This window comes from Dactylosporangium sp. CA-092794 (genome assembly GCF_050948465.1).
Taxonomy (GTDB): domain Bacteria; phylum Actinomycetota; class Actinomycetes; order Mycobacteriales; family Micromonosporaceae; genus Dactylosporangium.
On the sequence record NZ_CP192044.1, the window covers coordinates 8,158,043 to 8,181,814 of the forward strand.

Genomic DNA, 23,772 nt, shown 5'->3' on the forward strand with positions numbered 1-23,772 from the left:
GTCAGCGGCCCTGCCACCGCGGGGCTCGACGCTCGTTGAAGGCCGCATGGAACTCGGCATGATCATGCGTCGTCATGAGCAGGGCTTGCGTCATCGCGTCGAGCTCCATCGCGCTGCCGATCGGCATGTCCAACTCCCTGGTGAGTAGCGATTTGGTCTGGGCCACGGCGAGCGTCGGGCCGGCGGCGAGCGTCGTCGCCAGCTCGCCGACCGCCTCGTTCAACGCGTCGTCGGTGACGAGCCGGGTCACGAGCCCGAAGCGGTCCGCCGTCGTGGCGTCGATCGTTTGGCCAAGCATCAACAGTTCGGTGGCCCGGCCGAGGCCGATCACCCGCGGCAGGAGATAGGCCGCACCCATGTCACCGCCCGACAGCCCGACCTTGGTGAACAGGAATGCGAACTTCCCCGAGGCGCTGACCACCCGAAAGTCCGACGCGAGCGCGATGACAGCGCCGGCCCCCGCGGCGATGCCGTGGACGGCCGCGATGATCGGGATCGGGCATTCCCGCATGGCGCGGATGACGTCGCCGGTCATCTTGGTGAACCGGATGAGATCTCGCGGCTCCATCTTGATCAGTTCGCCGATGATCTCATTGACGTCGCCGCCGCCGCAGAATGCGCGTCCCTCGCCGCGGACGACGAGGACTCGCACGTCCTGGTGATGCGGCAGTTCGGCGAGGAGGTCCCGCAGGTCGGCGTAGCTTTCGAAGGTCAGCGGATTCAGCTTCTCGGGACGGTTGAGCGTGACGGTGGCGACGCCGTCGGCCTTCTCGAATCGGAAGTGCTCCCAGTCGGTCGTGAGCCTGGCAGAGGCGCGGAAGCGATACTCGTCGGTCACCTGCTCGCGTCCTTCCCGATCAATGCACGGGCGATAATGGTGCGCTGGATCTCCGAAGCGCCTTCATAGATACGCAGCGAGCGCACGTCCCGGTACAGGTGCTCCAGGAGATGGCCGCGCTGCAGCGCTCGAGCGCCGTGCAACTGCACGCAGCCGTCCACGATGTCCTGTGCGACCTCGGTGGCGTAGAGCTTCGCCATCGCGGAGCGGCGTGTCTGCCGGCCGGTCTCCTCGCCCGCGTCGTAGGCGGCGGCGGCCGCGTACACGAGCAGGCGAGCCGCCTCGAGCTGCGTGGCCATGTCGGCGATGCGATGAGCGACGGCCTGCTGGCCGGCGAGCGGGGCGCCGTGCACGTGACGACTACGGACGTGCGCGACGGTGGCGTCGAGCGCCGCCTGCGCCATGCCCACCGCAAAGGCACCGACGCTGGGCCGGAACAGGTCGAGGGTGCGCATGGCGACCGCGAACCCGGCGTCGACCTCGCCCAGCACCGCGTCCGGTCCGACCCGGACTCCCTCGAAGAACACATGGCCGATCGGGTGCGGCGAGAGCAGATCGAGGTGCCGGCCGGACAGCCCGGCACTGTCTCCCGGCACCGCGAACGCGGTGACCCCGCGGGCGCGGGCACCGGGTGTCGTGCGCGCGAACACGGTGTAGATGTCCGCGTCGGGAGCGTTCGAGATCCAGATCTTCTCGCCGTGCAGCCGCCAGCCGTCACCCTCCCGCTCGGCGCGGAGCGACAGCGCGGCCGCGTCCGAACCGGCGTCCGGTTCGGACAGGGCGAAGGCGGCCACCGCCTCGCCGGCAATCACTCGGGGTATCCATCGATTCGTCAACTCCCGGGACCCGGACTGAAGGATCGGATAGCTGCCGAGCCCTTGCAGCGCGAGCGCGGTCTCCGCCTCGCCGCTGACCTGCGACAGCGCCTCGCGCAAGAGGCACAGCCGCAGGGCGGCGGCGTCGGTCGGCGGCGCACCGGGCTCCCCGCCGAAGAGGTCACGCAGCAGGCCATGCTCACCGAGAACACGCAACAGCCGGCGATTGACGCGGCCGTCGGCGGCGGACTCGATCGGCGCGATCACCTCGACCGCGGTCCGCCGCACCCGGTCGAGGTATCGCTGTTCTTCGGTCGAGAGTTGGAACGCCGCCATGCCTGCCCCTTCCCTGAAGATCGACTCGTGTGTGCGTATTTTTTACGATCGTCAGAGGAACAGCATACACCGACCGCTCAGTCCCTGGCCGCCGCGGCAGTGAGGCGTTCGATCAGGGATGCGGGCGCCGCGAGGCGGGGCCCCTGCTCGGCAGAAATCTGCCCGAGTCGAACGAGCGCATCGGACGGGCCGTCCGGATACGCCTCGAGGTACTGCACCGCACCGCCGGTCCAGGCCGGGAAGCCCGCCCCCAGCACCGAGGCGACGTTCGCCTCGGTCACCGAGCCCACGACGCCGTCGTCCACCGCGCGCCATGCCTCGATCGCAACGGCGAAGAGCAGGCGCTGTGCCCGCAGTTCCGTTGCCGGGTCCGGGCCATCGGCCGGCTCGAGCGCCGCGCTGCCGGCGTCAAGCACGGGGAGCCCCGGTACGGGCGCCCGGAAACCGGCTCGCCGGACGGCCCGCCGGACCGCGTGGGCATCGTTTCCCTCGGCGACCAGTGCGGTGACCTCGTCGGCATAGGCGGAGGTGAGCCGCTGAACGAAGGTGGGCGCGGCGTCCTGAGCCAGTACCGGAATCAGACCGATGGCGACGGCGGCGTCGAACGCCCGCCGAGTGGTGGACTCGCTCGCCCGCGTGATCTCCGCAAGGGGAGTCTCCTCGTCAAGACCCCACAGCGTCATACGCGCGGCATCGTCCGCCGCCGGTGCGGTCGAGGGCTCGACGACGATCACAAGCCCGTCGCCGTCCGGCGCATGGCCCGCATCGCCCGCCGGCTGCGGCCGGCAATCCAGCACGAGGTCGGTTGAGCCGGGCGTCGCCGCGGCAGCGGAAACGGTCAGTCCAGCCCCGGCCGCCCTGGTCCGCAGCGCGGATGCGACCTCGCCGTCGCCGAGTATCGCCACGGTCCGCGGGCGCCACACGGGCCCGTCCGGACGCGCCAATCCATCGCGGACCAACCGGACATCGACGAATACGAGCTTGCTCAGTCTCGGCGTGACCGGATTGGCCAGCAGCTGGAGCTGTGCCGCCGTTTCCAGCTTGAAGGCGGTGTCCACATCCGTCGTGGTGCTCTCGATGGCGACGTCGAGGATCGCTCGCGGCGCCGCGAGCGGCGCGTCGCCGACGCGATCGTCGAGCCATTCCAGGACCGACGGGAGCGACCGAGCGAGCTCGGCCGAGCCCTTCACGCCGCCCGGAATGCTGTAGCCGTCCCGTTCCCATCGCTGTGAGAACCACCGGTCCCCGTCGTGCCACTGCTGCTCGATCCAGGCGCGCGCCGCCCCGAGCATCGCCTCTTCGCCGGCCGCCAGTTCGTCGAGGATGCCGATCTCGAGAGCGCGGGCCGGTGGCAGCATCCGCCCTGCCCCGAGAACCTCGAGGAACGCGCGCGCGACGCCGAGCATGCGGGTGACGCGTACCACGCCGCCGCCGCCGGGCAACAGCCCCATCGTGACCTCGGGCAGCCCGTAGACGACTCCAGGCGCGTCGAGACCCACCCGGTAGTGGCTGGCGAGCCCGATCTCGAGGCCGAAGCCGAGCGCCGAGCCGGTGAGCGCGGCAACCACCGGTCGTCCTGTCCGTTCCAGCCGGCGAAGCTGATCCTTTACCGGCGCCATCAGCTCGTAGGCGGCGGCCGCATCGTCCGGCGACACGTCGTTGGGCCCGATGTCGTCGCCCGAGAAGAACGAACGCTTCGCCGAGCGCAAGATGATCCCGCGCACGCGATCGCGGTTGGCCTCGACATCATCGAGCACGGCCGCCATGCCGTCGAAGTAGCGACGGTTGACGGTGTTCGACTTCCGTCCCGGATCGTCGAGGACGACCTCCACGATCCCATCCGGCTGCCATACCCATCGGATCGCACCCACATGTTGTCCGTTCACGGCACTACCCCTCTCGTTCGCGATGGCTCCGCGGGAGCCGCCAGCGACCGTCGTCGCCGATCCGGCACAGCCCGACCGCCGCACAAACGGAGGGCCACCCTGTTTACCGCCTCAAACTATATGGGGTGCCACCCCGGTTGTCCACCACGGCGCCCTGCCCCTGTTTGCAAACCGGGGCGCCACTCCGTATCGTGGCGAGACATAAATGGTGGGGTACCCCAGTTATCCACCCGGAAGGAGAGCGGGCATATGACAACCCGACAAGCAGGCCCGGGAGCGGTCGCTTCCACGGGCGTTGACGACGTCATCGACATCGATGTCTGGTCTGACGTCCAGTGCTCCTGGTGCTACATCGGCAAGCGGCGCTTCGAATCCGCGGTGCAGCGGTTCGACGGCGAGGTCCGGGTGCACCTCCACACGTTCGAACTCGCGCCCGACGCTCCGGTCGACATCGACGTGGACGCCACGACCTTCCTGATGCGGGCGCGCGGCGTCGGACCGGAGCAGGCGGCGGGGATGCACGGCGCTATGGTCGAGCTCGCCGCCGCCGAAGGGCTGGAATACCGCTTCGACCGGCTACAACCGACGAATTCGGCCCTTGCCCATGAGCTGCTGCAGCTCGCCGGAGCACACGGCGTGCAGCAGGCGATGCTGGAGCGCTTGTTCCGGGCGTACTTCACCGAAGGACGGCACATCGGCCATCATGACGAGCTCGCGGATCTCGCGGCCGAGGTCGGTCTGGACCGGGCGTTCGTCGTCACCGCGTTGCGTGAGCATCGGCACCTGGCCGATGTGCGGCGCGATGCGGCGCAGGCCCGCGCTTTGGGCGTGCGCAGCGTGCCGTTCTTCGTTCTGGACGGCAAGTACGGCGTCGCCGGCGCGCAGACCAGCGCCGCATTCGTCGACATCCTCGACCAGGTCCGCGCGGGCCGGAACGGATGACGGCGAGCCGCCCCCGCGGACCGGTCCTGCCGGCTCAAGAGCCGGCGGGACCGGTAAACGTGATCGGTCGCCCGAGCGCCCCGATGCCGAGCGTCTGCTGAATCTGATCCGTCTTCCACGCCATCACGATGCCGCCGATGAGGTCCCGGAAGATTCGCTCGAGCGGACGTTCGGTGACGAATCCGTGCGCGCCGCAGGTCTTCATCGCCCCCATGGCGACTTCCTCGGACATACGGCGAAGGTGGAACAGCGTACGGAGCAGATCCCTGGTCAGGACGGATTCGTCCGCGTAGTCGTTCAGCCGCGCGACCATGTCTCGCAGCAGCACACGACCGGTACCGAGCCAGTGGTCCATGTTGCCGATCGCGGACTGCGCCCACGCCTCGTCAGCGCGATATTGTGACGCTGAAGCGTTGAAGGTTCCGGAGGCCATGTAGCCGTAGCGGTTCTGGGTGTAGTCGACCGTGAAGTCGAACGCGGCCTGCGACAGGCCCAGCCAGATCGCCGTGATCCCGAACGCCACCGCCGCGGTCTCGGTCTGCCGCCGCGCCTTGAACGAGCTCATCGGTGCGATCAGACAGTCCGATTTCGGGATGCACAGGTCGCGGCACTCGATGTCGTTGCTCGCCGTCGCGCGCATCCCCATGGCGCTCCAGTTGTGGTGGTTGATCAATCCCGGCTCGCCGAACCTGCCCACCGTGATCGCGAATGCCGGGTCGCTCGCATCACTTCCGGCGACGGTCCCGCCCAGCATCGCGTAGCTCGCCGCATCGCTCATCGAACCGAAACCGGCCCGTCCGTTGAAGACAAGATCGTCGCCTGCTTCGCGACAGGTGAGCGCCGCCTTGCGGGAGTCCAGGCCGCCGGTAGGAATGGAGAACGCCCCACAGATGAGAGCCTCATGGGCGGCGATCGCGGCCAGCGCCTCGTCGCGACGCGGGAAAGAGGGTAGCCGGGCGAGCGTACGCCCGCCGAGCCAGTGCATGTTGAGCGCGACCGACGTGGAGGCATCCCGGTACGCGAGCGCCTCCATGACGCGAACGACGAGCTCAAGGCGGGCACCGTTGGGCCCGAACCTCGGGTCGACCACCAGCCCGGTGATCCCGGCTTCCTGGAGTGCGCGGACGTTGTCGATCGACAGCTGCCCGGCTCGGTCCGCGTCGACCGCGCGCTGCAGGTAGTCGGGGGCACCCACAATTTCACGGACCCGGTCCACTAGCGCATCCTCGAGCGCGCCGCGATCGTCATCGATCGCGCTGCTGCTGGTACCGAACATGTCTTACTCCGATTCGATTTGGAGCCGGATTGGATGCAGGTTCCGCACGGGTCGGCCTGCGAAACGCTCGGCCGGCGGTCCGGATAGTCTGGGCGCCACAGCACAGCAACGCCCAGACAAGACAACCCGGACATCACAGCGAGTGACTCAGCGACAAAGTAACCAAAATTTGTTAGACTCGGAGTCTAATGATCAGTAACCCGGCGGTCAAGCGCCCATACCGGTCGGACGTCCGTGAGGAGCGGGCGCGCGCCCGCCGCCTTGCGGTGATCTCCGCGGCATCACGCCTCTTCGCTGAGCACGGTTACGCGGCAACATCGGTGGACGCGATCGCGAAGGCCGCCGACGTGGCGCGAGCGACGGTCTTCAACGCCGTAGGGGGTAAGCCGGCGCTGATACGCGCGGCTTACAGGGTGGCGGTCCTCGGGGACGACGAGCCGATCGCCGCGACCGAGCGCCCGTGGGCCAAGCAGGTGTATGAGGCGCGCACCCAATCGGATGTGCTGGATGCCTACGCACGCGTTCTGTTGGATGTTTTCCGGCGGGTCGCCCGCGTCTACGACGCCCTTCGCGTTGCCGCCGGCGTGGAGCCCGAGCTGATCGATTTCATGCGCGAGGTCGAGGAGAGCCGCTTGTCCGGCGCACGGGCGATAGTCGACGAGCTTTTGCTCCGAGGCGGCCTCCGCCCCGACGTTTCACCCGAGATGGCAGCCGACATCCTCTGCATCTTCAATGACCCTGCGCTGTACAGCCGAATGGTACTTCACCGCGACTGGGACGAGCCGGCCTTCAACGCGTGGCTCGCTTTCGCGATGAGAACTCAGGTGCTGCCTCAACCGGGTTACAGATCACCGAGCAGTCCGAGCACGTAGTCGCGAACGGACTCAGCGTCGACTCCGACGGCCAGGGAACAGTTTGGGCTGCGGCTGCGCGGGGAATCGAGGCGATCGACGACAGCAACGCCTCGGCCGAGTTGGTCGTGCGTGATGAGGTCCACGTGCGCATCTTGCCAATCCAGAAGATCTGGTCTGACCACTGCCGCCACCGCCAGCGGGTCGTGCATCGAACATGAGTCGCCCGTGTCCGGGTCGCCCGGGTACTCACTCGCCAGCCGTTCAATCCAAGCCAGCGCGCATGCACCGGCGTATTCGGCAAACCGTCCGCCACGGTCGCGCAGCAATTGGGCATCGGCGCGTGACATTCGCACCTGCGTGGTCACATCGAGACCGACGAGGCGCACCTTGGCCCGGCTGCGCAGCACGACCTGGGCGGCCTCCGGATCCAACCAGAAGTTGAACTCGCTCGGCAGCGAACCCCAGCCGAAATTCCTGAAGTACGTCCCGCCCATGACGACGATCTCCTTGACGGCATCGGCGAATCTGGGCTCGATATTGATGGCCACCGCGAGGTTGGTCAACGGGCCGATCGCGACGACCGTGATCTCCCCGGGAGATTCCACGACCCGGCGCGCGATCTCCGCGGCGGCGTACCCGTTCGCCAGGCCCTCGACGCTTTCAGCTTCCGGCATGGTCAAGACCGACGGCCGACGCGGCACAGGGTCACACAGTGCCGACATGGCACCCCTGAATACGGGGACGTCATGGACGTCGAGCCGCTCGAACAGATCGAGCACCAGGGAGGCGGCGCTCGCGGCATCGACGTTGCCGCTGACGGTCGTGACCATCTGCAGGTCAAATCGCGGCTCAGCCACCACCATGGCCAGGGCCAGGCCATCGTCGATTTCCGATCCGGGCGCGCCCAGTGACAGATCGGTGTCGACGATCACCCGCAGGGGACCCGGGTCGCCCGAGGACGGGGATACCACAGTTCGCTCACACTCTTTCCTACTTGGTGGTGGGCGAGTACCACTTGCCCGTGATGAGCGCCAGCAAGCCTGACAGCACCGTGAACATGGTGATCCCCAGCAAGGCGGCGAGGATGACGTCGCCGTACAGTTGCGGGGTCAGCAACTGGGTGCTGTATGCCTGCAGGAGCACACCGAGTCCGGCCTCGCCGCGTTGGAAGAAGAAGTCGCCGACCACCGCGCCGACCACCGCGGCTCCACCCGAGATGCGCAGTCCGGTGAAGATCGACGGAAGCGCTGCCGGGAGCTGCAACGTCAGCAGTCGCCTCGCTCGCCCGGCCTTCATCAACGTGAAGAGCTCGTGCATGCTCTTGTCGGCTGCCTTCAAGCCGAAGAGTGTGTTGGTGATGATCGGGAACAACGCGATCAGGACGCAGACGATCACCCTGCTCGTGAAGCCGAACCCGAAGAGGAGCCCCAGCAGAGGGGCGATTGCCAGGACCGGAATGACCTGAAGGAGGATCGCGTAGGGGTAGAACGAGTCCTCCAGCCAATCGGCCAGACTCATCACCACGGCGAACGCCATGCCGATGAGCATCGCGATGAGCAGGCCGCACAGCGAGACCTTGGTCGTCACCCACAGCCCACGCAGGAGCTCGTCCCGGTTGGCCGCGTTCGCGATGCTCTCCTGCCAGACGGCGTGTGGTGGCGGCACCAGGAAACGGCGACTCGGGGGCATCAGCACCTCCGCGAGGAGATACCACACGCCGACACAGAGCAGGAACACCACCGCTGGGGCGGCGATGCGCCGGACACGCCGGCCACGCGCGCGGACAGCTGCGGCGCGTGGGCGGCGCACCGGCACCGACTCCACGGTCTCAGCACCTACCCGGGGAGCCTGACCGCCCAGGACCAGCGAGGGCTCCGTCACTTCGCGAAGCCGATGCTCGGATCGAGGAACTTGTTGGTGAACAACGCCCCGGGCTTGACCTCCGGGTCGAAGTTCGCAGTCCCCGTGAAGACCGGGCTCACGACCTCGACCATGTTCTGCACGCGCGAGGCGTCGAACAGGCCGAACGTCGGCGATCCCGCCGCATTGGCCACCAGGCCCTGCGAGCTCATCACATCCCGCGCGAACTGTTCCGAGCCGATGGTGACCGGAGTCGGGTTCTTGAGCTTGGTGGAGAGATCCGCGATCAGGGCGTTCGTGGCGTCCGGGCGCTTGAAGTAGCCGATCATCGACTGCTGCATCAGCGGTACCAGTCGCTGGAGGCATGCTGCCTTGCTCTGCAGGTTCGCCGGAGTGACCACGAAGTCGTTCTGATAGTTGGGGTAGCCCTGATCAGCCAGCAGGAGCACCTTGGTCGGCTTCTTCCAGAACGAGGAGTTCTCGTAGGCGTACGGCTCTTCCGTCGCGAATGCCTGCTGCGCTATCTTGCCGTTCGCCGCGACGAACTGGGCAGGGCTGTATTTGTAACTCGAGTCGATCTGGCTCTTGTCCAGCTTCCCGAGCCCGACCAGTGCCGCGATCGAAGTCTGGCCGGAGGCCGCCAACACTGTCGTCTTCGAGTCCTTGACGTCCTGCAACGACGTGAAGCTCACGGCGTCCGGGTTGTACATGAGCCCGAGGGGGGACTTCTCGAAGGGCGCGATGACGCCCACCGTCGGGAACTTCTTCGACTGTGCGATCGCCTCGTCCAGGCTCACATCGCCGAGCAGAATATCGGGATCGGCGTACATCAGCGAGGAGACCTGCTGATAGCTCACGAGCGGCCCGCCGCCGATGATCTCGATCTTCTGATTTGGATCGGCAAGCGCCGTGCCGGCGTAGCCGGCCTTCCCGGTGTCAAGCTTCCCACCGGGTGCGAGCAGACCGAAGACCATCGCGTAGGGGTCGGGCTGGGGGTACCAGCCCAGTTGGATCTTGATCGTCGAGGGGCACACGCTCGTCAGATAGCCGGCCGTGCCCGACGCCGCGGTGTTCGCGGGGTTCGAGTCGTCGCCGCTGGACGAGTCGCCGGCGCTACAGCCGGCCGCGGCCAGCAACAGTCCAAACGCCGCGGCGAACAGGTAAAGGGGCCTTGTCTTCATCGGATTCCTTTCGTGGAAACTCCCGGCGTCAGCCCGCTCCCGGAAGGTCAGGACTATCGGCCTCATATCGAATGAGCTGTACCAACGCTCCCGAGGGCAGGCTGACCATCGCCGTGGTGGCCTTCGCGGCCTCGATCCATCGCAACTCGCCCTCGCCGACACATCCGGCCGCGATCGCGGCGGCACGAGCGACGGTTACGTCTTCGCTCCTGAAGGCGAGATGCGCCAGAGTGCCGGTGGGCGACTCGACTTCGATGAGCTCGATCTTGACGCCTTCGGCGTCGCTCAGCATCGCGATGCGCCCTCCCGTCACGCTGTGAGTTCCCCACCGGATCTGGCTGAGGCCGAGGGCTTCGACGTAGAGGCGCGCATCCTCCTCGATGCGAGTGGTCTCTATCGCGGCGTGGTCGAAGACGGCGCTCACGACGGCCGGCCTTGGATCCCGCCCGCGCCCTGGGCCCCGAGCACCCGGTCGGCCTCACGACCTGCGTTCGCCGGTTTCTTGCCCAGTTCGAGGCCGGCGAGCTTCGCGTTGATGTTCTCCTCGACGGTGATCGGCGGGTACAACTCCTCCCCATCGGCGACGAGCGTCGCGATGGGCTCGATGACGGCGTCGTAGTTGCCGTCGAGGAAGAAGGCCACCGAGCGGCGACGCTGCACCCGGCCCGCCGAGATGGGCGGGTTCACCCGGTGAATGGTCGACAGCCACTGGTCGTTCGTCCAACGCGCCATGGCGTCGCCGAGGTTGACCAGGAAGGCCCCCTCATCCGGCATGACGTCGTGCCAGGTTCCCTCCTTGTCGAGGATCTGCAGCCCGGCGACGCGGTCGGCCCACAGGACGGTCAGGATGCCGAAGTCCGTGTGCTCGCCCATGCCGATCAGTTCCTCAGCGAAATCGACCGGCACCTCAGGGAGGGCGTAGTTGTTCATCTTGAGTGTGTCGATCGAATGGTCGGTTACCGACTCGAAGAACGGTCGTCCCACGCCGAGGGCGTCGGCGAACGCCCAGAGGACGGCCCGGGCGACGACGCTGACCGCCTCGTTGTACCTCGCCACCGCCGCATGGAAGCCCGGCGCCTCCGTCGGCCACACGTTGCGCGGATAGGTCCTTTCAGGCAGGTCCACGTGCGGGTAGTCGTTCGCCTCCCGCCCGATCGTGAACGCCTCGTAGAAGTCGTTCATCATGTTGGCGGGCGGAATGCCGAGGCTCATGCTGAGTGAGGCCGACTTCGGCGGCGTGTAGCCACGATTCGATCCGGCCGGCTTCCGGTAGTGGTCCTTCGTGTCGTCGTCCAGGGCGAAGAACTCGTCGAGCGCAGCCGCGAGGCCGCCGATGGTCGAGGGATCGACGCCATGGCCGACGATCTGGATGAAGCCCACCTCCCGGCACGCGCGATCGAGCTGGGCGGCGACTTCGGCGCGCTGGACCGCGTTCGCCTCGCTCGGCTCCGCCAGGTACGGAGAGATATCAACCGTAGGCACGGTGAATGAGCCGTTGGTCATGAGAGGTTCCCTTCTGCTGTGCCTGCATGAGCGCCTTGGCCTGGGCCCCGCCACGCGCGGCCGGCGTAGAAGCTGGTGCCGAGCTTGCCCGGGTTGAGGATCCCGTAGGGGTCGCACGTGGCCTTGAGCGCGAGCATCTGGGTGATGTCGCCGACAAACCCGCCCTCCTCGACCACGTAGCTGTGCGGGTTGAGGACCTTGACGCCGACCGACTGGCAGTAGGCCATCAGCTCGTCGAGGGCTTCGCCGTGGTCGGGCATGTCCAGCAGGACGTCGACGCCCCAAGCGCGGACGACGCCGCCGGGATGGGTGGCGAACTCCAGGTGGAACTTGTAGATGTCCGGGTACTTGTCGGCGATCGCCTCGACCTGCCGGACCAGGGCCTCCTGGTCCGTGGCCGCGTAGGTGGCCTGCATCCACGAGGAATGCGGGTAGGCGCGGCGGACCCAGATCACGGCGTGGCTGAACGAGAAGTGGATGATCTCCTTGACCTCCTCCGGCGCCGCTTGGAGGTGGCCGCCATGCGCGGCGACGAGCGCCGTCAGCGCCTCGAGATCAGCCGGGTCGGCCCAGAGCAGCGCGACGGCGTTGCCGGCCGGGAACAAGTCGGCGATCCCGCTCATCGTGGCGCCGAGCGGCGCCGAGTGGATCGAGGCGAGGCGGAGGTGGACCTTCTTGCTCGCGGTGACCTGCCAGCCGAAGCGAACGCAGTCGGGAAAACGTTCGAAGTCAATCACATACTGGGCGTATTCGTGCGCAGGCACGGTGCGCAGCTCGACGCGGGTGATCACGCCGACGGTGCCGTACAGGTGCAGGACGTTGTTCACTTCCTCGCCGAGGAGCCTGATCACTTGGGGCTCTTCCTCGACGGTGAGCAGCTCCACCGACAGGACGTTTCCGTCCCAGAGGTTGCCGTTGGTGACCTGACCCGGGCCGCCCGAGCCTCCGGCAATGAAACCGGCCACGGCAGCGATGCGGTAGGTGCTGGGCATCACCGCCAGCTCCCGGCCGGCCCGGCGGGCGGCCTGCTCCATCTCGGTGACTCTGGTGCCGGCCAAAGCGACGACGCTATGGTTGGTGACCCTTTCGATCCCGGCGATCTTGCGCACGTCGACCACGAGACCGTCCTGCAGCGGGAGCGACTGGCCGTAGTTGCCGGTGCCGGCGCCGCGCATCGTCAGGGGCATCCGGTACCGGGCGGCGATCGAGACCAGCTCGGTCAGTTCGTCGACCGAATGCGGGATCGCGACGGCTTCGACGGTGGTGTCGGCGAACTCGTTCTCTAGTACGGGGCTGTACCACGAGAAGTCCCTGAGGTACCTGGTGACGCCCTTGCCGGCGGGGATGACCCGGTCGGAGCCGAGCAGCCCGACGAGTTCTTCGATGGCCCGGGGATGGGTTGCGGGCATGGCTGATCTCCTGCGGGAGGCGGAGGCGCGACGGTGTGCTGGAATGGCGAGACGGGACAGCGGCCGAGGGCTCGTCAGGCGAGCGGGTGCAGCGACCGGCGCTCCGCGATAAAAGCACGGTCCGGCCGGGCCATGTCGCGGCTCAGCGTGGATCGAGCCACGAGGTTGCCGCGACGCACGACGAGCCGGTCGGCCGGACCCTCGGCGATCGCCTGGACCAGATTCGCCGCGGGCACCGCGAGCAGGTCGGCCTGTGCGCCGACCCGAGGGCCGACGAGGGGCAGACCCATGACCGCGCGGGCGCCGTCAGTGACCAGGTGCCACGCCTCGGCCGGAGCAAGGTGACCGGCGGTCACCAGCAGGGAGGCCGTCTCGAAGGCGTCGCTTCGGCCGACGGGATTGAACGGGTCGCGAACATTGTCTGCTCCGGCGGCGACCCTGACCCCGGCATCGATCAGCGGGCGCAGTGCGGTGAGCCCGCGGGGGACGGCGGCGGCGTGCTGGCGTCCCTGGAGGTAGAGGTTCGTAGCGGGCAGCCCGATGACGCCGAGATCGGAGCGGAGGACCTCCTTGATCACGGCGTCTCGCTGGTCCGGGGGCAGGGTGCCGAGCCGGACGCAGTGACTGGCGGCGTACGACCTGTCGTGCGGCAGGCGGCGGACCAGTCGCGCGTAGTGGTCGAGGCTGACGGGACCGTCGAGGCGCTCGTCGGTGTGGAGGTCGAGACCCAGGCCGTATTTTTCGGCGAAGGCCACCATCCGCTCGACCTCGCCGAGGGGGTTCGTGGCGTGGTGGGGTGCGCCGCCGACGAGGTCGAGCCCCAGGTCCAGCGCGGCGGCGATCTCGGCGTCGCCGGCTCGCCAGTGGGGCAACGCCACGATCTGCAGGTCGATCAGGCCGGCGAGCTCTTCACGCACCCGGACCAGCGCCTGGGCACCCCTGGTCGCGGTACCGGGGTGGATATCGACGTGGGTACGGATCGCGGTGATGCCGTTGGCGAGCATCGCGAGTGCCTGGGTCCGGGCGCGCTCGGCAATCGAGTCCACGGTCAGGCTGGGTGCGTATCCGACCCACGAGGCGACGGCGGAGTCGAGATCGCCCAGCGGCGGCCGGACGAGGTCGAAGCTGAGCGCCTTGTCGAGGTGGGCGTGCGGCTCGGCAGGCGCCGCGAGGAGCAGCCAGCCGTCGAGGTCGAGGACCTCAGCGGCCGGGTCCGCGACCGGGAGGGTCCCGGTAGGCGCGACGTCGACGACGACGCCATCCTTGATCCGCACGTCCACCAAGCGGCCGCCGGCCAGGCGCGCGCGGGACAGACGGGTGATCGGCTGCGGCAGTGCGGAGACTGCCGGGACAGGAAATGACACGATTGCTCCTCAGCGGCCGTGGGAGTCATCCCGCTGCATGTGAGGCACTTCGCGTATTTCTGTCATGGCTCGCGCTTGCGAGGCTCCAGGAACACCATGTGCTGGAAGCAGAGTTCCAGCACGAGCGTTATTCCTCGATTGCGTCTGGGTAAATTCCGTGTTGCACCGGCCCGGGCTCGGACGGCGGCGTGAGTTCGTAGCAGAAGCGCGTCGCGTCGAGCAGTCCGGCCCTCGCGAGTACCGCCGCGGCCTGCTCCATGCGTCCGATGAGCGCGGCGCTGACGCTTGATTCCGTCGCCAGAACGAAGGTGCTCCGCGGAGCCCCCGAGGAGAGCACGAGATCGGCGGTGCCGGCCCGGCACAGTCCGAGGCCCTCGCGCAGGCGGGCCATCTTCCGCAGGTGGGACAGTGCGCCGGGGTCCGCCGCGACCCAGGCGTCCCAGAGCGCGATGTTCTGTGTCGCCCGTGACGGCGCGAATCCGACCTCGGCCGACCTCGGCGCCTCGGCGTCCACGAGCAGGAGACGGCCCGACCGGTCGATCATCAGCGCGTCGCAGGAAGGCTTCGGCGGCAGGTTCCGGGGGATCCCTCCGACCTCGAGCAGAGCGTCACGCACACGTCCGGTGATGTCCGCGAGCCATGGGGCTCCCGTCCGCTCGTCATCGAACCGGGGGCCGAAGCTCCGCGCGAGTACGCTGCGTCCTCGGCCCGCCCGCAGCGTCCGGCCGGCCCGCGTGTGGCTCTCCGGCAGCACGGGCACGGCGCGGTCGACCAGCGAGACGACGTGGGCGGCCAAGTCGGTGTGGTCCTCCTCGCGGATCCACGCGGCTTGGTTGTCGGGCAGCGACAGGCGCCGACGCACCAGGCCGGTCGTCTCCAATCTCAGTCGCCGGCCCCGGCCTGCGTAGATGTCGACCAGCTTCGCCAGCCCGCAGTAGACCGAGGCCCGCTCGAGGTTGGCTCGGCTGTCGACCCAGAAATCCAGGTCGAGGCGCCCATCCGACGCACGCACCAGGCCGGCTATGCCGGCGAGGGCTCCGCCCGGGAGGAACATCGCCGCGAACTCCGGGCGCGGCACTCGCTCGACGAACACCTGGGCGCGGGACACGCCGCCATGATGGCACGCCCAGCCCGCGTCACCGTCCTGTTCTCCCGATCCGCGGGAGCCGGACGGCTGCTGGACACCGATGTCGTCGTCGGCCGGCTCGGGGCCCGAGATCCCGCCCGGCGCGGGCCCCGGCCGACTGCGGTTGATATCTCTACACGCAATGCAGTAGCGTGAGACGCAATACCGGCAGCGCCTTGGAGGAACGTGCTCATGCGTCCACGCGCCACCCGTTGCATCCGCTGCGGCGCCGAGGGCTCGCCCGCCGGCCCGTTCAAGGGATGCCCGGCCTGCCTCGCGGACGGCAAGCCCAGCAACGTGCAGGTCGTCTACGACGACGCCGAACTGCTGAGGGCACTGCGCCGGGTTGCCGGGCACGCGGAGACGCTGCGGGACATGTGGCACTACCGCGAGGTGCTGCCGATCGACGAATCGTCGATCGTCACCCTCGGCGAAGGTGCGACCCCTCTGCTCGCCGCGCCCCGCTTGGGCGCCAAGCTCGGGATCCCGCGGCTCTACCTGAAGGACGAGAGCCGCAACGCCACCGGCTCCTTCAAGGACCGGCTGGCGGCCGCGGCGGTGTCGGCGGCGCGCCAGCTCGGCCGGCGGGTGGTCGTGGGGTCGTCCTCGGGCAACGCCGGGGCGGCGGTGGCCGCGATGGCCGCCCGGGCCGGCTTGCCGTGTGTGATGTTCACGACGCAGAAGTTCCCGCTCGCGATGAAGACGCAGATGGCGATCTACGGCACCTACCTGCTGGCCGCGCCGACGGTGCAGGACCGGTGGAGTCTCATGGAAGCCGGCGTGGATGAGCTCGGCTGGTTCCCGGTGACCGTGTACGGTTCCCCGTTCTTCGGCAGCAACTGCTACGGCATCGAGGGCTACAAGACCATCGGCTACGAGATCGTCGACCAGTTGGGCGTTGCGCCCGACCACGTCGTGTTCCCGGTCGGTGCCGGCGACGCGTTCTCCGGCGCCTTCAAGGCGATGGCCGAGTACCAGCGGGCCGGCGTCATCGACCGGGTGCCGGTGATGCACGCCGCCGAGGTCTACGGCCCACTGGAGCAGGCCCTGGCGGGCGGCGCCGACGTCGTGGAGGCGGTCGACGTGCCCGCGCCGACGGTGGCCGTGTCGGTCGGGTCGAACCTGTCGACCTTCCAGGCCCTCGACGTCCTGCGTCGCACCGGCGGCTCGGCGCGCACCGCGTCGAACGAGGAAATGCTGCGGGCGCAGCGCGATCTCGGCGCCCTCGAGGGCATCTGGGTGGAGACCTCGTCGGCGCTGTCGGTCGCGGCGCTGCCCCACCTGGTCGCCGCGGGCGCCGTCGACCCCGAGTCGGTCGTCGTCGCCGTGCTCACCTCCGACGGACTCAAGGATCCGCAGACCACTGCGGCCGCGCTGCCGCCGATCCCCGAGTGCTCGGCCGAGTTCGGCTCAGCGCTGCGTGTCCTCTCGGACACCTACGCCTTCACAGCAAAGGATTTCGCCGTCCCGGCGTGACGCCGGGGCGAATGGAAGGGGAAGCATGTCCATCAACGTGGCTCGGGCCAGAGCTCTGATGAAGGCCGCAGGAGTCGACGGCATCGTGTCCGCGACCCTCGAGAACAACTTCTACCTGTCGGGTGTGTGGGACGACGGGCAGGAACTGTTCCCCCTCGACTCCGAGTTCTACACGGTCGCGACCGCCGACGCCCCAGAAGCGGGGATCGTGGTCTGCTCGATCGGCGCTGCCGACCTCACCCTGGGCGGCTACCCGACACTGCGCGACGTGGTGACCTTCGGCACCTTCTTCCGGGACTTCGTCGACGGTGTCGCGCTGAACGCGGACGAGGAGCGGGTCAAGACCATCACCGTCGCCCACCAGGTGGGCCGCGCCTCGGTCGACGCACTCGCCGAGGCGATCACCCGGCTCGGCCTTGCCGAGGGGGTGGTCGCCGTCGACGAACGTGGGCCCAACCGCGGCCTGTTCGAAGCGCTGGCGGAGAAGTTCCCCCGCGCGCGGTTCCGGCCGGCGTCGGTGCTGCTGCGCAGCATCCGGGCCGTCAAGATGCCCGACGAGGTGGAGCGCATCACGGAAGCGCTGCGCATCACGGAGAGCGGCCTGCGCGCGGCCTTCGCGGAGTTCGCCGAGGGCGTCAGCGAGAAGGCGGTGCAGAACGCCTTCGAGCGCACGGTGGCCGCCGAGGGTGGCCGCACCGGATTCTGCCTGGTCCGGTTCGGCAAGGGTCTTGCGCTCGGGCAGGTGCCGGCGTCCGAGGACATCAAGCTTTCCGCGAACGACTTCGCGTTCTTCGACGTCGGCATCAAGTACCGCGGATACCGCTCCGATATCGGCCGGCTGGTCTCCTTCGGTGAGCCCTCCGACGAACTGCGGTTCCTCTTCGACGCCTCGAAAGCCGGCCAGCAGGTGGCCATCGACATGATCCGCCCAGGCGTGGTCGCGCGTGACGTCTTCGACGCCGCGGTGCAGGCGGTGCGGGACGCGGGCATCCCGAGCTACAAGCGCCAGCACGTCGGGCACGGCATCGGTATCGAGTACTACGACCTGCCGGTGCTCTCGCCCAACGCGGATACCGTGATCGAGCCGGGTATGGTCTTCGAGGTCGAGACGCCCTATTACCGGCTCGGCGTCGGTGGCGCGTTCATCGAGGACACCGTGGTCGTGACGGAGGACGGTCCGTCGATCATCACCACGCTCAGCCGCGACCTGACCGTCCTGTAGAGCCCGGCGTCCAGCGAGGAGTCCGGATGAAGTTCGGCATCAGTATCCCCACCTGCGTCGAGGGAATGGCGTACCCGATCCGGTTCGCCGACCACGCCGAGGTGATCGCGCTGGGCGTCGAGGCCGAGGAGCTCGGCTACCACTCGGTGCTTGTCAACGACCATTTCAGCACGATGCCGTACGTGCGCGCGCAGTTCGCCGAGCCGCCGCGGTTCTACGAGCCGCTGGTCACCCTCGGCTTCCTCGCTGCCCGCACCGATCGGATCCGGATGATGACCGGCGTCGTGGTCATGCCGATGCGCGAGCCGGTGCTGCTGGCCAAGCAGGCGGCCACGATCGACCAGCTGAGCAACGGCCGGCTGACGCTGGGCATCGGTGTCGGGGCCTATCGGGCGGAGTTCGAGTCGGTGCATCCCGAACTCGCCGGAGCGGCGCGCGGCGAGCTCGTGGCGGAGGGCATCGAGGCGCTGTCGCGGCTGTTCTCCCAGCGCGTTGCCGAGTTCTCGGGAACCCACTACCAGTTCACCGACGTGGAGATGTACCCGAAGCCGGTGCAGGATCCGTTCCCGATGTTCTCGTGCGGCAACGCCGAGGGCCCATCCGGCGGGCGGCCAGCTGGTGCGCCGGATGGATGCCCGCCGGCATGCCGACCGACCGGCTGGCCAGCGGTGTGCGGCGCCTGCACGCCTACGCCGCCGAGGCGGGCCGGGACGGCGCCGCGATCGAGGTGGCTCCGCAGCTGGTGCTCTGCGTCGACCGGGACCCCGAGCGGGCGGTGGAGCGTTTCACCGCGTCGCAGGCGTACGAACACCTGGTGAGCTTGCGCAAGTCCACGCTCAAGGGCATCGAGCTGGGCAGCTACACCTCACAGAACCTGATCGGGACGCCGGAGCAGATCATCGAGCGGGTCAACCGGCTCGCGGAGGCCGGCGCGACGCAGCTGGCCGGCATGATTGTGGTGGCCAACACGACCGACGAGATGCGCGAGCAGATGCGGATCTTCGCGGCGGAGGTCCTGCCGGCGTTCGCCGAGGAGAGCGCATGAGGGTCGGATCGTCCGGCGTCATGTTGCGCTCAGCGCTATCGTGTTGCGTTTCGCGCGACTATGCTACGGGTACTGGAGACGGGAGTAAGCTGTGGCCCTGCTAACCCTTGACCGCACCGCTGTCGTCATCGTCGACATGCAGAACGGCTTCTGTCACCCGGAAGGGTCGTTCGGCCGGGCCGGTGCCGACGTCTCCGGCTGCGGCGCCGCCACGCCGGGCTGCGGCGAGCTCGTCGAGATCGGGCGTGCCGCCGGGCTGCCGGTGGTCTGGACGCGGGCGATTCACCACAACGACCTCTCCGACTGGCGGATGCTCACCGAGGTGCCGATGTACGCCGGCCTGATCGGCATCGGCAGCTGCGTCGAGGGCACCTGGGACGCCGAGTTCGTCGACGGGCTCGCCCCGGCCGACGGCGAGCTCGTGGTGAGCAAGTCCCGGTTCAGCCCGTTCGTGGAGACCGACATCGCCGACCGGCTGCGCGCGCTCGGCGTGGAGAACCTGCTCGTCGGTGGCGTGGGCACCAGCGCCTGCGTGGAGAGCACCGTGCGCGACGCGAGCCAGCGGGACTTCCGCACGTACGTGGTGGCGGAGGCCACCGGGGACATCTCCGCGGCGGCGCACGAGCACTCGCTGCACGTCATGGGATCGCTGTTCGGCTGGACGGTCTCCCTCGACGCCGTGCGCGCCGCGGCCCGCGCCGCCGGGTGACGCTCAGGTCTCCGCCTCGCCGCCCGACGCCTGGATCATCCGCTCGATGCGGCGCACGCAGTCCTGCAACTGACGGGGGAGGATCTCGGCCAGGCCCGCGGTCTCCGGCGCGGTGAGGTAGTCGACCGACAGCGACAGGACCGGCGCACCGTCGCGGTCGCAGAGCGCCACGGCAACCGTGTTCACGCCGGGGGTGTACCGCCCCTCGCTCTCGCCGTACTCACGGCTGCGGATCGCGGCGAGCTCGGCCTTGAGCTCGTCGAGGGGGGCGAACGGCCGGACCGAGCCGCGGGCCTGCCGGCGCCGCGCGACGACCTGGTCGGCCTTGACCGGCGGCAGGAAGGCCAGCAGCGTGCGGCCGGTCGTGGTCTGCTCCGCGATCAGCCGGCTGCCCGGATCCATGTACAGGTTGATCGGGCCGGGCCCGCGGATCGTGGAGACGACCACGACGTCGCCGCCGTCAAGCTGGGCCAGGTACGCCGTCGCGTACGGATGCCCGGCGATCATCCGGGTGAGCTCCTTCTCGGCCACGTCCTTCAGCATCTGGCCGGCGAGGTAACGCTGGCCGAGCTCCCAGATCCGCAGGCCGACCCGGTATCGCCGGGAGACCGGGTCCTGCTCCAGGAACCGGCGGGCGACGAGGGTGGACAGGATGCGGTGGGTGACACTCTTGTCCAAGGCGAGCTGCCGGGACAGCTCCAGCACGCCGATCTGGTTGTCCTCGCCGAGGAACGCCTCGAGCACACGCAGCGCTCTGTCCACTGTGGAGTTCCGCGGGTCGTACGGCGGATCGGGGGGCAGCGCCGGTTGTCGTGACGCATCGCGGGCCGCCGCGGCCCGCGGGCCGACAGGCGAACGCCTCGCCATCGCCGCGCTCCCATCCGGTGGTTGAAGCAGGTGCCGATTCACGCCACGGCTGTCCCTCGCGGCGTCAGCGCAGACACTACATCCCGCCGGATCCGCCGGACGGACGCAGCCGTCGAGCTGCCCGCGGGTGCGAACAGGACGAAACGACAGCGATCTTCAGGCATGCCCAGCAGGCTACACCAGAAAAGACACTGTTGCGTTAGGCGATATGCGAGCTCTCGATGAGGTTTGGGCCTCGCCCAGCCTCGCCGGTCGGCGGCCGCGTGTAACCGCATGGTAAAACCTCGGCCCCGACGGGTCTCCCTCTACCTCTCAGCGCAATAGGATACCGCTGAACGCAACAGCTCCCGCGTGGAGCGGTGCCAGCACCCCCCATTGCCCTGAGAAAGGCCCCTCCCGTGAGAAAACTCAACGTTCTGGCCGCGGCGGGCCTCGCGCTCGCGGCCGCGACCACCGCCGCATGTTCCGGGAACTCCGGCGGCGGCGGTTCGGCCGCGCAGCCCAAGTACGCCAACGGCGGCAAGTTCACCTTCGCGGTCGCCGGCGACCCCGGCACGCTCAACCCGCTCAACAACACCGCGACGACCGCGAACTGGTTATTCCGCTTCCTCTACCAGCCACTCGTGACCCGCGCGACCGACGGTGCGCCGGCCGCCGGCCTCGCCACCAAGTGGGACTTCGACGGGACCAAGGCGGTGTTCACCATCGACGACAAGGCGACCTGCTCGGACGGCAGCAAGATCACGCCGAGCGTCATCGCCAAGAACTTCGCCTGGGTCAAGGACCCGGCCAACGTCTCGACGGTGATCGGCGCCGTCCTGCCCGACCGCAACTTCACCTACAGCGCCGACGACACCGCCGGCACCTTCACGCTCACCCTCGCCGGGCCGTTCAGCAATCTGTTGCCGTCGCTGTCGTTCATGTCCATCGCGTGCGGCTCCGGCGCCGACAACCCCAAGGGCCTGACCGCGGCGAGCAGCGGCTCCGGTCCGTTCACGCTCAAGACGGCAACGCCGAACAGCGAGTACGTGTTGACCAAGCGTCCCGGGTACCCCGGCAGCGGCCAGCCGGGCGTGCCGGACGAGGTCGTGATGAAGATCGTCGACAACGAGTCCACCGCCGCGAACCTGCTGCTGTCGGGCGCGATCAACGCCGCAGTCGTCAACGGCCAGGACCGGCCCCGCCTCACCGGGGCCGGCGCGACCGAGAAGACCTACGTGAGCGGCGGCGTCGTGATGTCGTTCAACGAGACGGAGGGCCGGGTCACCGCCGACAAGGCCGTGCGCGTCGCGCTCACGCAGGCGCTCAACCGCGACGACGCCGCACGGGCCGTCACGCAGGGGCTGCTGCCGAAGGCGGGCACGAGCGTGTCGGCCGCGCAGCCGCAGATCTGCGACGACTCCGCCGCGGCGTCCGCGATCCCGGCGTACGACGTGCAGGCGGCGCAGTCGACGCTGCAGTCCGGCGGCTGGACCAAGGGCTCCGACGGCATCATGACCAAGGGCGGCACCCAGCTGGCGTTCCGCCTCGGCTACAGCACGGCGACACCAGGCGCCGCCGCCGCCGCGGAACTCATGGCCGACGCCTTCCAGAAGGCCGGCGCGAAGGTGACGATCTCTCCGCACGCGCAGGCCGACTACACCCAGCGCGTGTTCACCACCGGCGACTACGACGTGATGCTGGAGCAGTTCAGCAACCCCTTCCCGTCGACGCTGACCGGGCTGCTGGCGGGTCCGTTCCCGCCCAACGGCACGAACGCGGGCCACGTGATCAACAAGACGTACGCCGACGCGATCGTCGCGGCGCGCGTCGCGACGACCACCAGCGCGGCCTGCACGAGCTGGACCGCCGCGTCGAAGGCGCTGTTCGACAACGCCGACATGATCCCGATCGCGAACTGGCCGACCAACTGGGTGGTCAAGGGCGCCGTGATGGACACGCTCGGCGGTCGCCCCATCGCGGACAGCATCCGGATGCTGGAGCCGTGATGACGGCGGCTCCCCAAGGCGCGGCGGCGACGGGTACGGCGGAGACCGCGCAAGCGGCCTCCGCCGGCCCGCGCCGGCGGTGGAGCCCGGAACGCCCGGAAGGACGCCGAACGGCCGCGACTGCCGTGCCGGGCTGGCTGCGCACACTCGCCTGGAAGCTGCTGCGCCTGGTCGGCTCGGTCGCCGCGGTGCTCACGCTGACCTTCTTCATGGTGCAGCTGATCCCGGGCGATCCGATCCGCCTCGCCCTGGGACCCGACGCGCCGCCGAGCCTGGTGGCCGAACGCCGCCACCAGCTCGGCCTCGACCAGCCGCTCGTCAACCAGTACCTCGGCTACTGGGGCCGGATGCTCACCGGCCGGTTCGGCGAGTCGCTGCTGAGCCAGCAGCCGGTCGGCCAGCTCATACAGGCCCGCATCGCCAACACGGCGACCATCGTCGGCCTGTCGTTGCTGGCCACCGCGCTCATCTCGATCCTCGGCGGGCTGCTCGTCGGCATCGCGACGCACCGCGGCCGCCGGCCGAGGCTCCGCTTCGGTTTCACGCTCACCACCGGTGTCGCCGCGGCCCTGCCCGACTTCCTGGTGGCGGTCGGGCTCGTGTTCGTGTTCGCGGTGACCCTGAAGATCTTCCCGGTGGCCGGCGCGTCGACACCGGCGTCGTTCGTGCTGCCCACGGTGGCCGTCACGCTAGGCTCCGCGGCGACCATGATGCGGGTCGTGCGGTCCTCGACCGGCACGGTGCTGGACCAGGACTACCTGCTCGTGGCCCGGGCGAAGCGGCTGACCAGCGCGCGCGTGTACCTTCGCCACGCCTTGCCGAACCTGCTCACCGCGGCGCTCACCCTCGGCGGCCTGCAGCTGGGCACGGTGGTGACCGGCACCATCGTCGTGGAGAACGTGTTCGCCATCCCGGGCCTCGGCAACGCGCTCGTCCAGGCGCTCATCACCCGTGACTACCCGGTCGTACAGGCGATCATGGTGATCTTCGCCGGCGCCGTGCTGGTGCTCAATCTGCTCATCGACGTCGCCCTCGGCGTGTTCGATCCCCGTTCCGTGCGGCAGAGGGGCTGACC

21 protein-coding genes and 1 pseudogene are annotated in these 23,772 nt (G+C 68.9%); 9 read left to right on the forward strand and 13 right to left on the reverse strand.

The window, feature by feature from the left end:
* Position 1: 1 nt before the first annotated feature.
* The 3 genes from ACQPXD_RS34870 to ACQPXD_RS34880 form a co-directional block, all read right to left on the reverse strand.
* Entirely contained in the window at positions 2-838 is an 837-nt protein-coding gene (locus ACQPXD_RS34870; RefSeq protein ID WP_432825577.1) for an enoyl-CoA hydratase family protein, read from the reverse strand.
* On the reverse strand, positions 835-1,920 hold the full coding sequence (locus tag ACQPXD_RS34875; protein ID WP_432825578.1) for an acyl-CoA dehydrogenase family protein: 1,086 nt from the start codon (positions 1,918-1,920) through the stop codon (positions 835-837). The genes ACQPXD_RS34870 and ACQPXD_RS34875 overlap by 4 nt, the downstream gene beginning before the upstream one ends.
* A 146-nt stretch (positions 1,921-2,066) precedes the next feature.
* Positions 2,067-3,821 carry an enoyl-CoA hydratase-related protein gene (locus ACQPXD_RS34880; RefSeq protein ID WP_432825579.1) on the reverse strand — a complete coding sequence of 585 codons (1,755 nt, stop codon included), beginning with the start codon at positions 3,819-3,821 and terminating at the stop codon, positions 2,067-2,069.
* A 303-nt stretch (positions 3,822-4,124) separates the two neighbouring features.
* Here ACQPXD_RS34880 and ACQPXD_RS34885 point away from each other — a divergent pair, with 303 nt between their 5' ends.
* Positions 4,125-4,817, forward strand: coding sequence for a DsbA family oxidoreductase (locus ACQPXD_RS34885; RefSeq protein ID WP_432825580.1), 693 nt, complete (start codon positions 4,125-4,127; stop codon positions 4,815-4,817).
* A gap of 34 nt (positions 4,818-4,851) precedes the next feature.
* Here ACQPXD_RS34885 and ACQPXD_RS34890 read toward each other — a convergent pair whose 3' ends face one another.
* Positions 4,852-6,093 (reverse strand): acyl-CoA dehydrogenase family protein, encoded by a 1,242-nt coding sequence (locus tag ACQPXD_RS34890; RefSeq protein ID WP_432825581.1) that lies wholly within the window; start codon positions 6,091-6,093, stop codon positions 4,852-4,854.
* A 188-nt stretch (positions 6,094-6,281) separates the two neighbouring features.
* Between ACQPXD_RS34890 and ACQPXD_RS34895 the strand changes: the two genes are divergently transcribed.
* A complete protein-coding gene (locus tag ACQPXD_RS34895; protein WP_432825582.1) occupies positions 6,282-6,965 on the forward strand; it encodes a TetR/AcrR family transcriptional regulator in 684 nt (227 codons plus the stop codon).
* Here ACQPXD_RS34895 and ACQPXD_RS34900 read toward each other — a convergent pair.
* From ACQPXD_RS34900 to ACQPXD_RS34935, 8 genes are all read right to left on the reverse strand, one after another.
* Positions 6,935-7,879 (reverse strand): nucleoside hydrolase, encoded by a 945-nt coding sequence (locus tag ACQPXD_RS34900; RefSeq protein WP_432825583.1) that lies wholly within the window; start codon positions 7,877-7,879, stop codon positions 6,935-6,937. The genes ACQPXD_RS34895 and ACQPXD_RS34900 overlap by 31 nt on opposite strands.
* Before the next feature lie 58 nt (positions 7,880-7,937).
* Complete coding sequence (locus ACQPXD_RS34905; RefSeq protein ID WP_432825584.1) at positions 7,938-8,771, reverse strand: ABC transporter permease; 834 nt, start codon at positions 8,769-8,771, stop codon at positions 7,938-7,940.
* A gap of 53 nt (positions 8,772-8,824) precedes the next feature.
* The gene (locus ACQPXD_RS34910) at positions 8,825-9,988 is read right to left on the reverse strand and encodes a hypothetical protein (RefSeq protein ID WP_432825585.1); all 1,164 of its coding nucleotides are present in this window, start codon (positions 9,986-9,988) and stop codon (positions 8,825-8,827) included.
* Between the two features lie 28 nt (positions 9,989-10,016).
* Positions 10,017-10,412, reverse strand: coding sequence for a VOC family protein (locus ACQPXD_RS34915; RefSeq protein ID WP_432825586.1), 396 nt, complete (start codon positions 10,410-10,412; stop codon positions 10,017-10,019).
* The gene (locus ACQPXD_RS34920; protein ID WP_432825587.1) at positions 10,409-11,491 is read right to left on the reverse strand and encodes an isopenicillin N synthase family dioxygenase; all 1,083 of its coding nucleotides are present in this window, start codon (positions 11,489-11,491) and stop codon (positions 10,409-10,411) included. The genes ACQPXD_RS34915 and ACQPXD_RS34920 overlap by 4 nt, the downstream gene beginning before the upstream one ends.
* Positions 11,488-12,900 carry an FAD-binding oxidoreductase gene (locus tag ACQPXD_RS34925; protein WP_432825588.1) on the reverse strand — a complete coding sequence of 471 codons (1,413 nt, stop codon included), beginning with the start codon at positions 12,898-12,900 and terminating at the stop codon, positions 11,488-11,490. Before ACQPXD_RS34925 ends, ACQPXD_RS34920 begins: the two co-directional genes overlap by 4 nt.
* Positions 12,901-12,974: 74 nt before the next feature.
* Positions 12,975-14,264, reverse strand: coding sequence for an amidohydrolase family protein (locus ACQPXD_RS34930; protein ID WP_432825589.1), 1,290 nt, complete (start codon positions 14,262-14,264; stop codon positions 12,975-12,977).
* 127 nt (positions 14,265-14,391) lie between these two features.
* On the reverse strand, positions 14,392-15,372 hold the full coding sequence (locus ACQPXD_RS34935) for a hypothetical protein (RefSeq protein WP_432825590.1): 981 nt from the start codon (positions 15,370-15,372) through the stop codon (positions 14,392-14,394).
* 210 nt (positions 15,373-15,582) lie between these two features.
* Between ACQPXD_RS34935 and ACQPXD_RS34940 the strand changes: the two genes are divergently transcribed.
* The 5 genes and pseudogenes from ACQPXD_RS34940 (at position 15,583) to ACQPXD_RS34960 (ending at position 19,842) form a co-directional block, all read left to right on the forward strand.
* Positions 15,583-16,866: a threonine synthase gene (locus tag ACQPXD_RS34940; RefSeq protein ID WP_432825591.1), complete on the forward strand. Its 1,284-nt coding sequence runs from the start codon at positions 15,583-15,585 to the stop codon at positions 16,864-16,866.
* A gap of 58 nt (positions 16,867-16,924) precedes the next feature.
* Positions 16,925-18,088 (forward strand): M24 family metallopeptidase, encoded by a 1,164-nt coding sequence (locus tag ACQPXD_RS34945; protein ID WP_432825592.1) that lies wholly within the window; start codon positions 16,925-16,927, stop codon positions 18,086-18,088.
* A gap of 65 nt (positions 18,089-18,153) precedes the next feature.
* Positions 18,154-18,600, forward strand: a pseudogene (locus ACQPXD_RS34950) (LLM class flavin-dependent oxidoreductase); the annotation flags it as partial.
* A gap of 131 nt (positions 18,601-18,731) precedes the next feature.
* Entirely contained in the window at positions 18,732-19,133 is a 402-nt protein-coding gene (locus ACQPXD_RS34955; RefSeq protein WP_432825593.1) for an LLM class flavin-dependent oxidoreductase, read from the forward strand.
* A gap of 91 nt (positions 19,134-19,224) precedes the next feature.
* Positions 19,225-19,842, forward strand: a complete 618-nt coding sequence (locus tag ACQPXD_RS34960) for a cysteine hydrolase family protein (protein ID WP_432825594.1) — start codon at positions 19,225-19,227, stop codon at positions 19,840-19,842.
* Positions 19,843-19,845: 3 nt separating this feature from the next.
* On the opposite strand, the gene ACQPXD_RS34965 is transcribed toward ACQPXD_RS34960, so the two are convergent.
* Positions 19,846-20,604: an IclR family transcriptional regulator gene (locus tag ACQPXD_RS34965; protein ID WP_432825595.1), complete on the reverse strand. Its 759-nt coding sequence runs from the start codon at positions 20,602-20,604 to the stop codon at positions 19,846-19,848.
* 503 nt (positions 20,605-21,107) lie between these two features.
* On the opposite strand from ACQPXD_RS34965, the gene ACQPXD_RS34970 reads away from it, so the two are divergent.
* Together ACQPXD_RS34970 and ACQPXD_RS34975 are read left to right on the forward strand one after the other, a co-directional pair.
* Positions 21,108-22,697 (forward strand): ABC transporter substrate-binding protein, encoded by a 1,590-nt coding sequence (locus tag ACQPXD_RS34970; protein ID WP_432825596.1) that lies wholly within the window; start codon positions 21,108-21,110, stop codon positions 22,695-22,697.
* A 125-nt stretch (positions 22,698-22,822) separates the two neighbouring features.
* On the forward strand, positions 22,823-23,770 hold the full coding sequence (locus ACQPXD_RS34975; RefSeq protein ID WP_432825597.1) for an ABC transporter permease: 948 nt from the start codon (positions 22,823-22,825) through the stop codon (positions 23,768-23,770).
* The last annotated feature ends 2 nt before the right edge of the window (positions 23,771-23,772 follow it).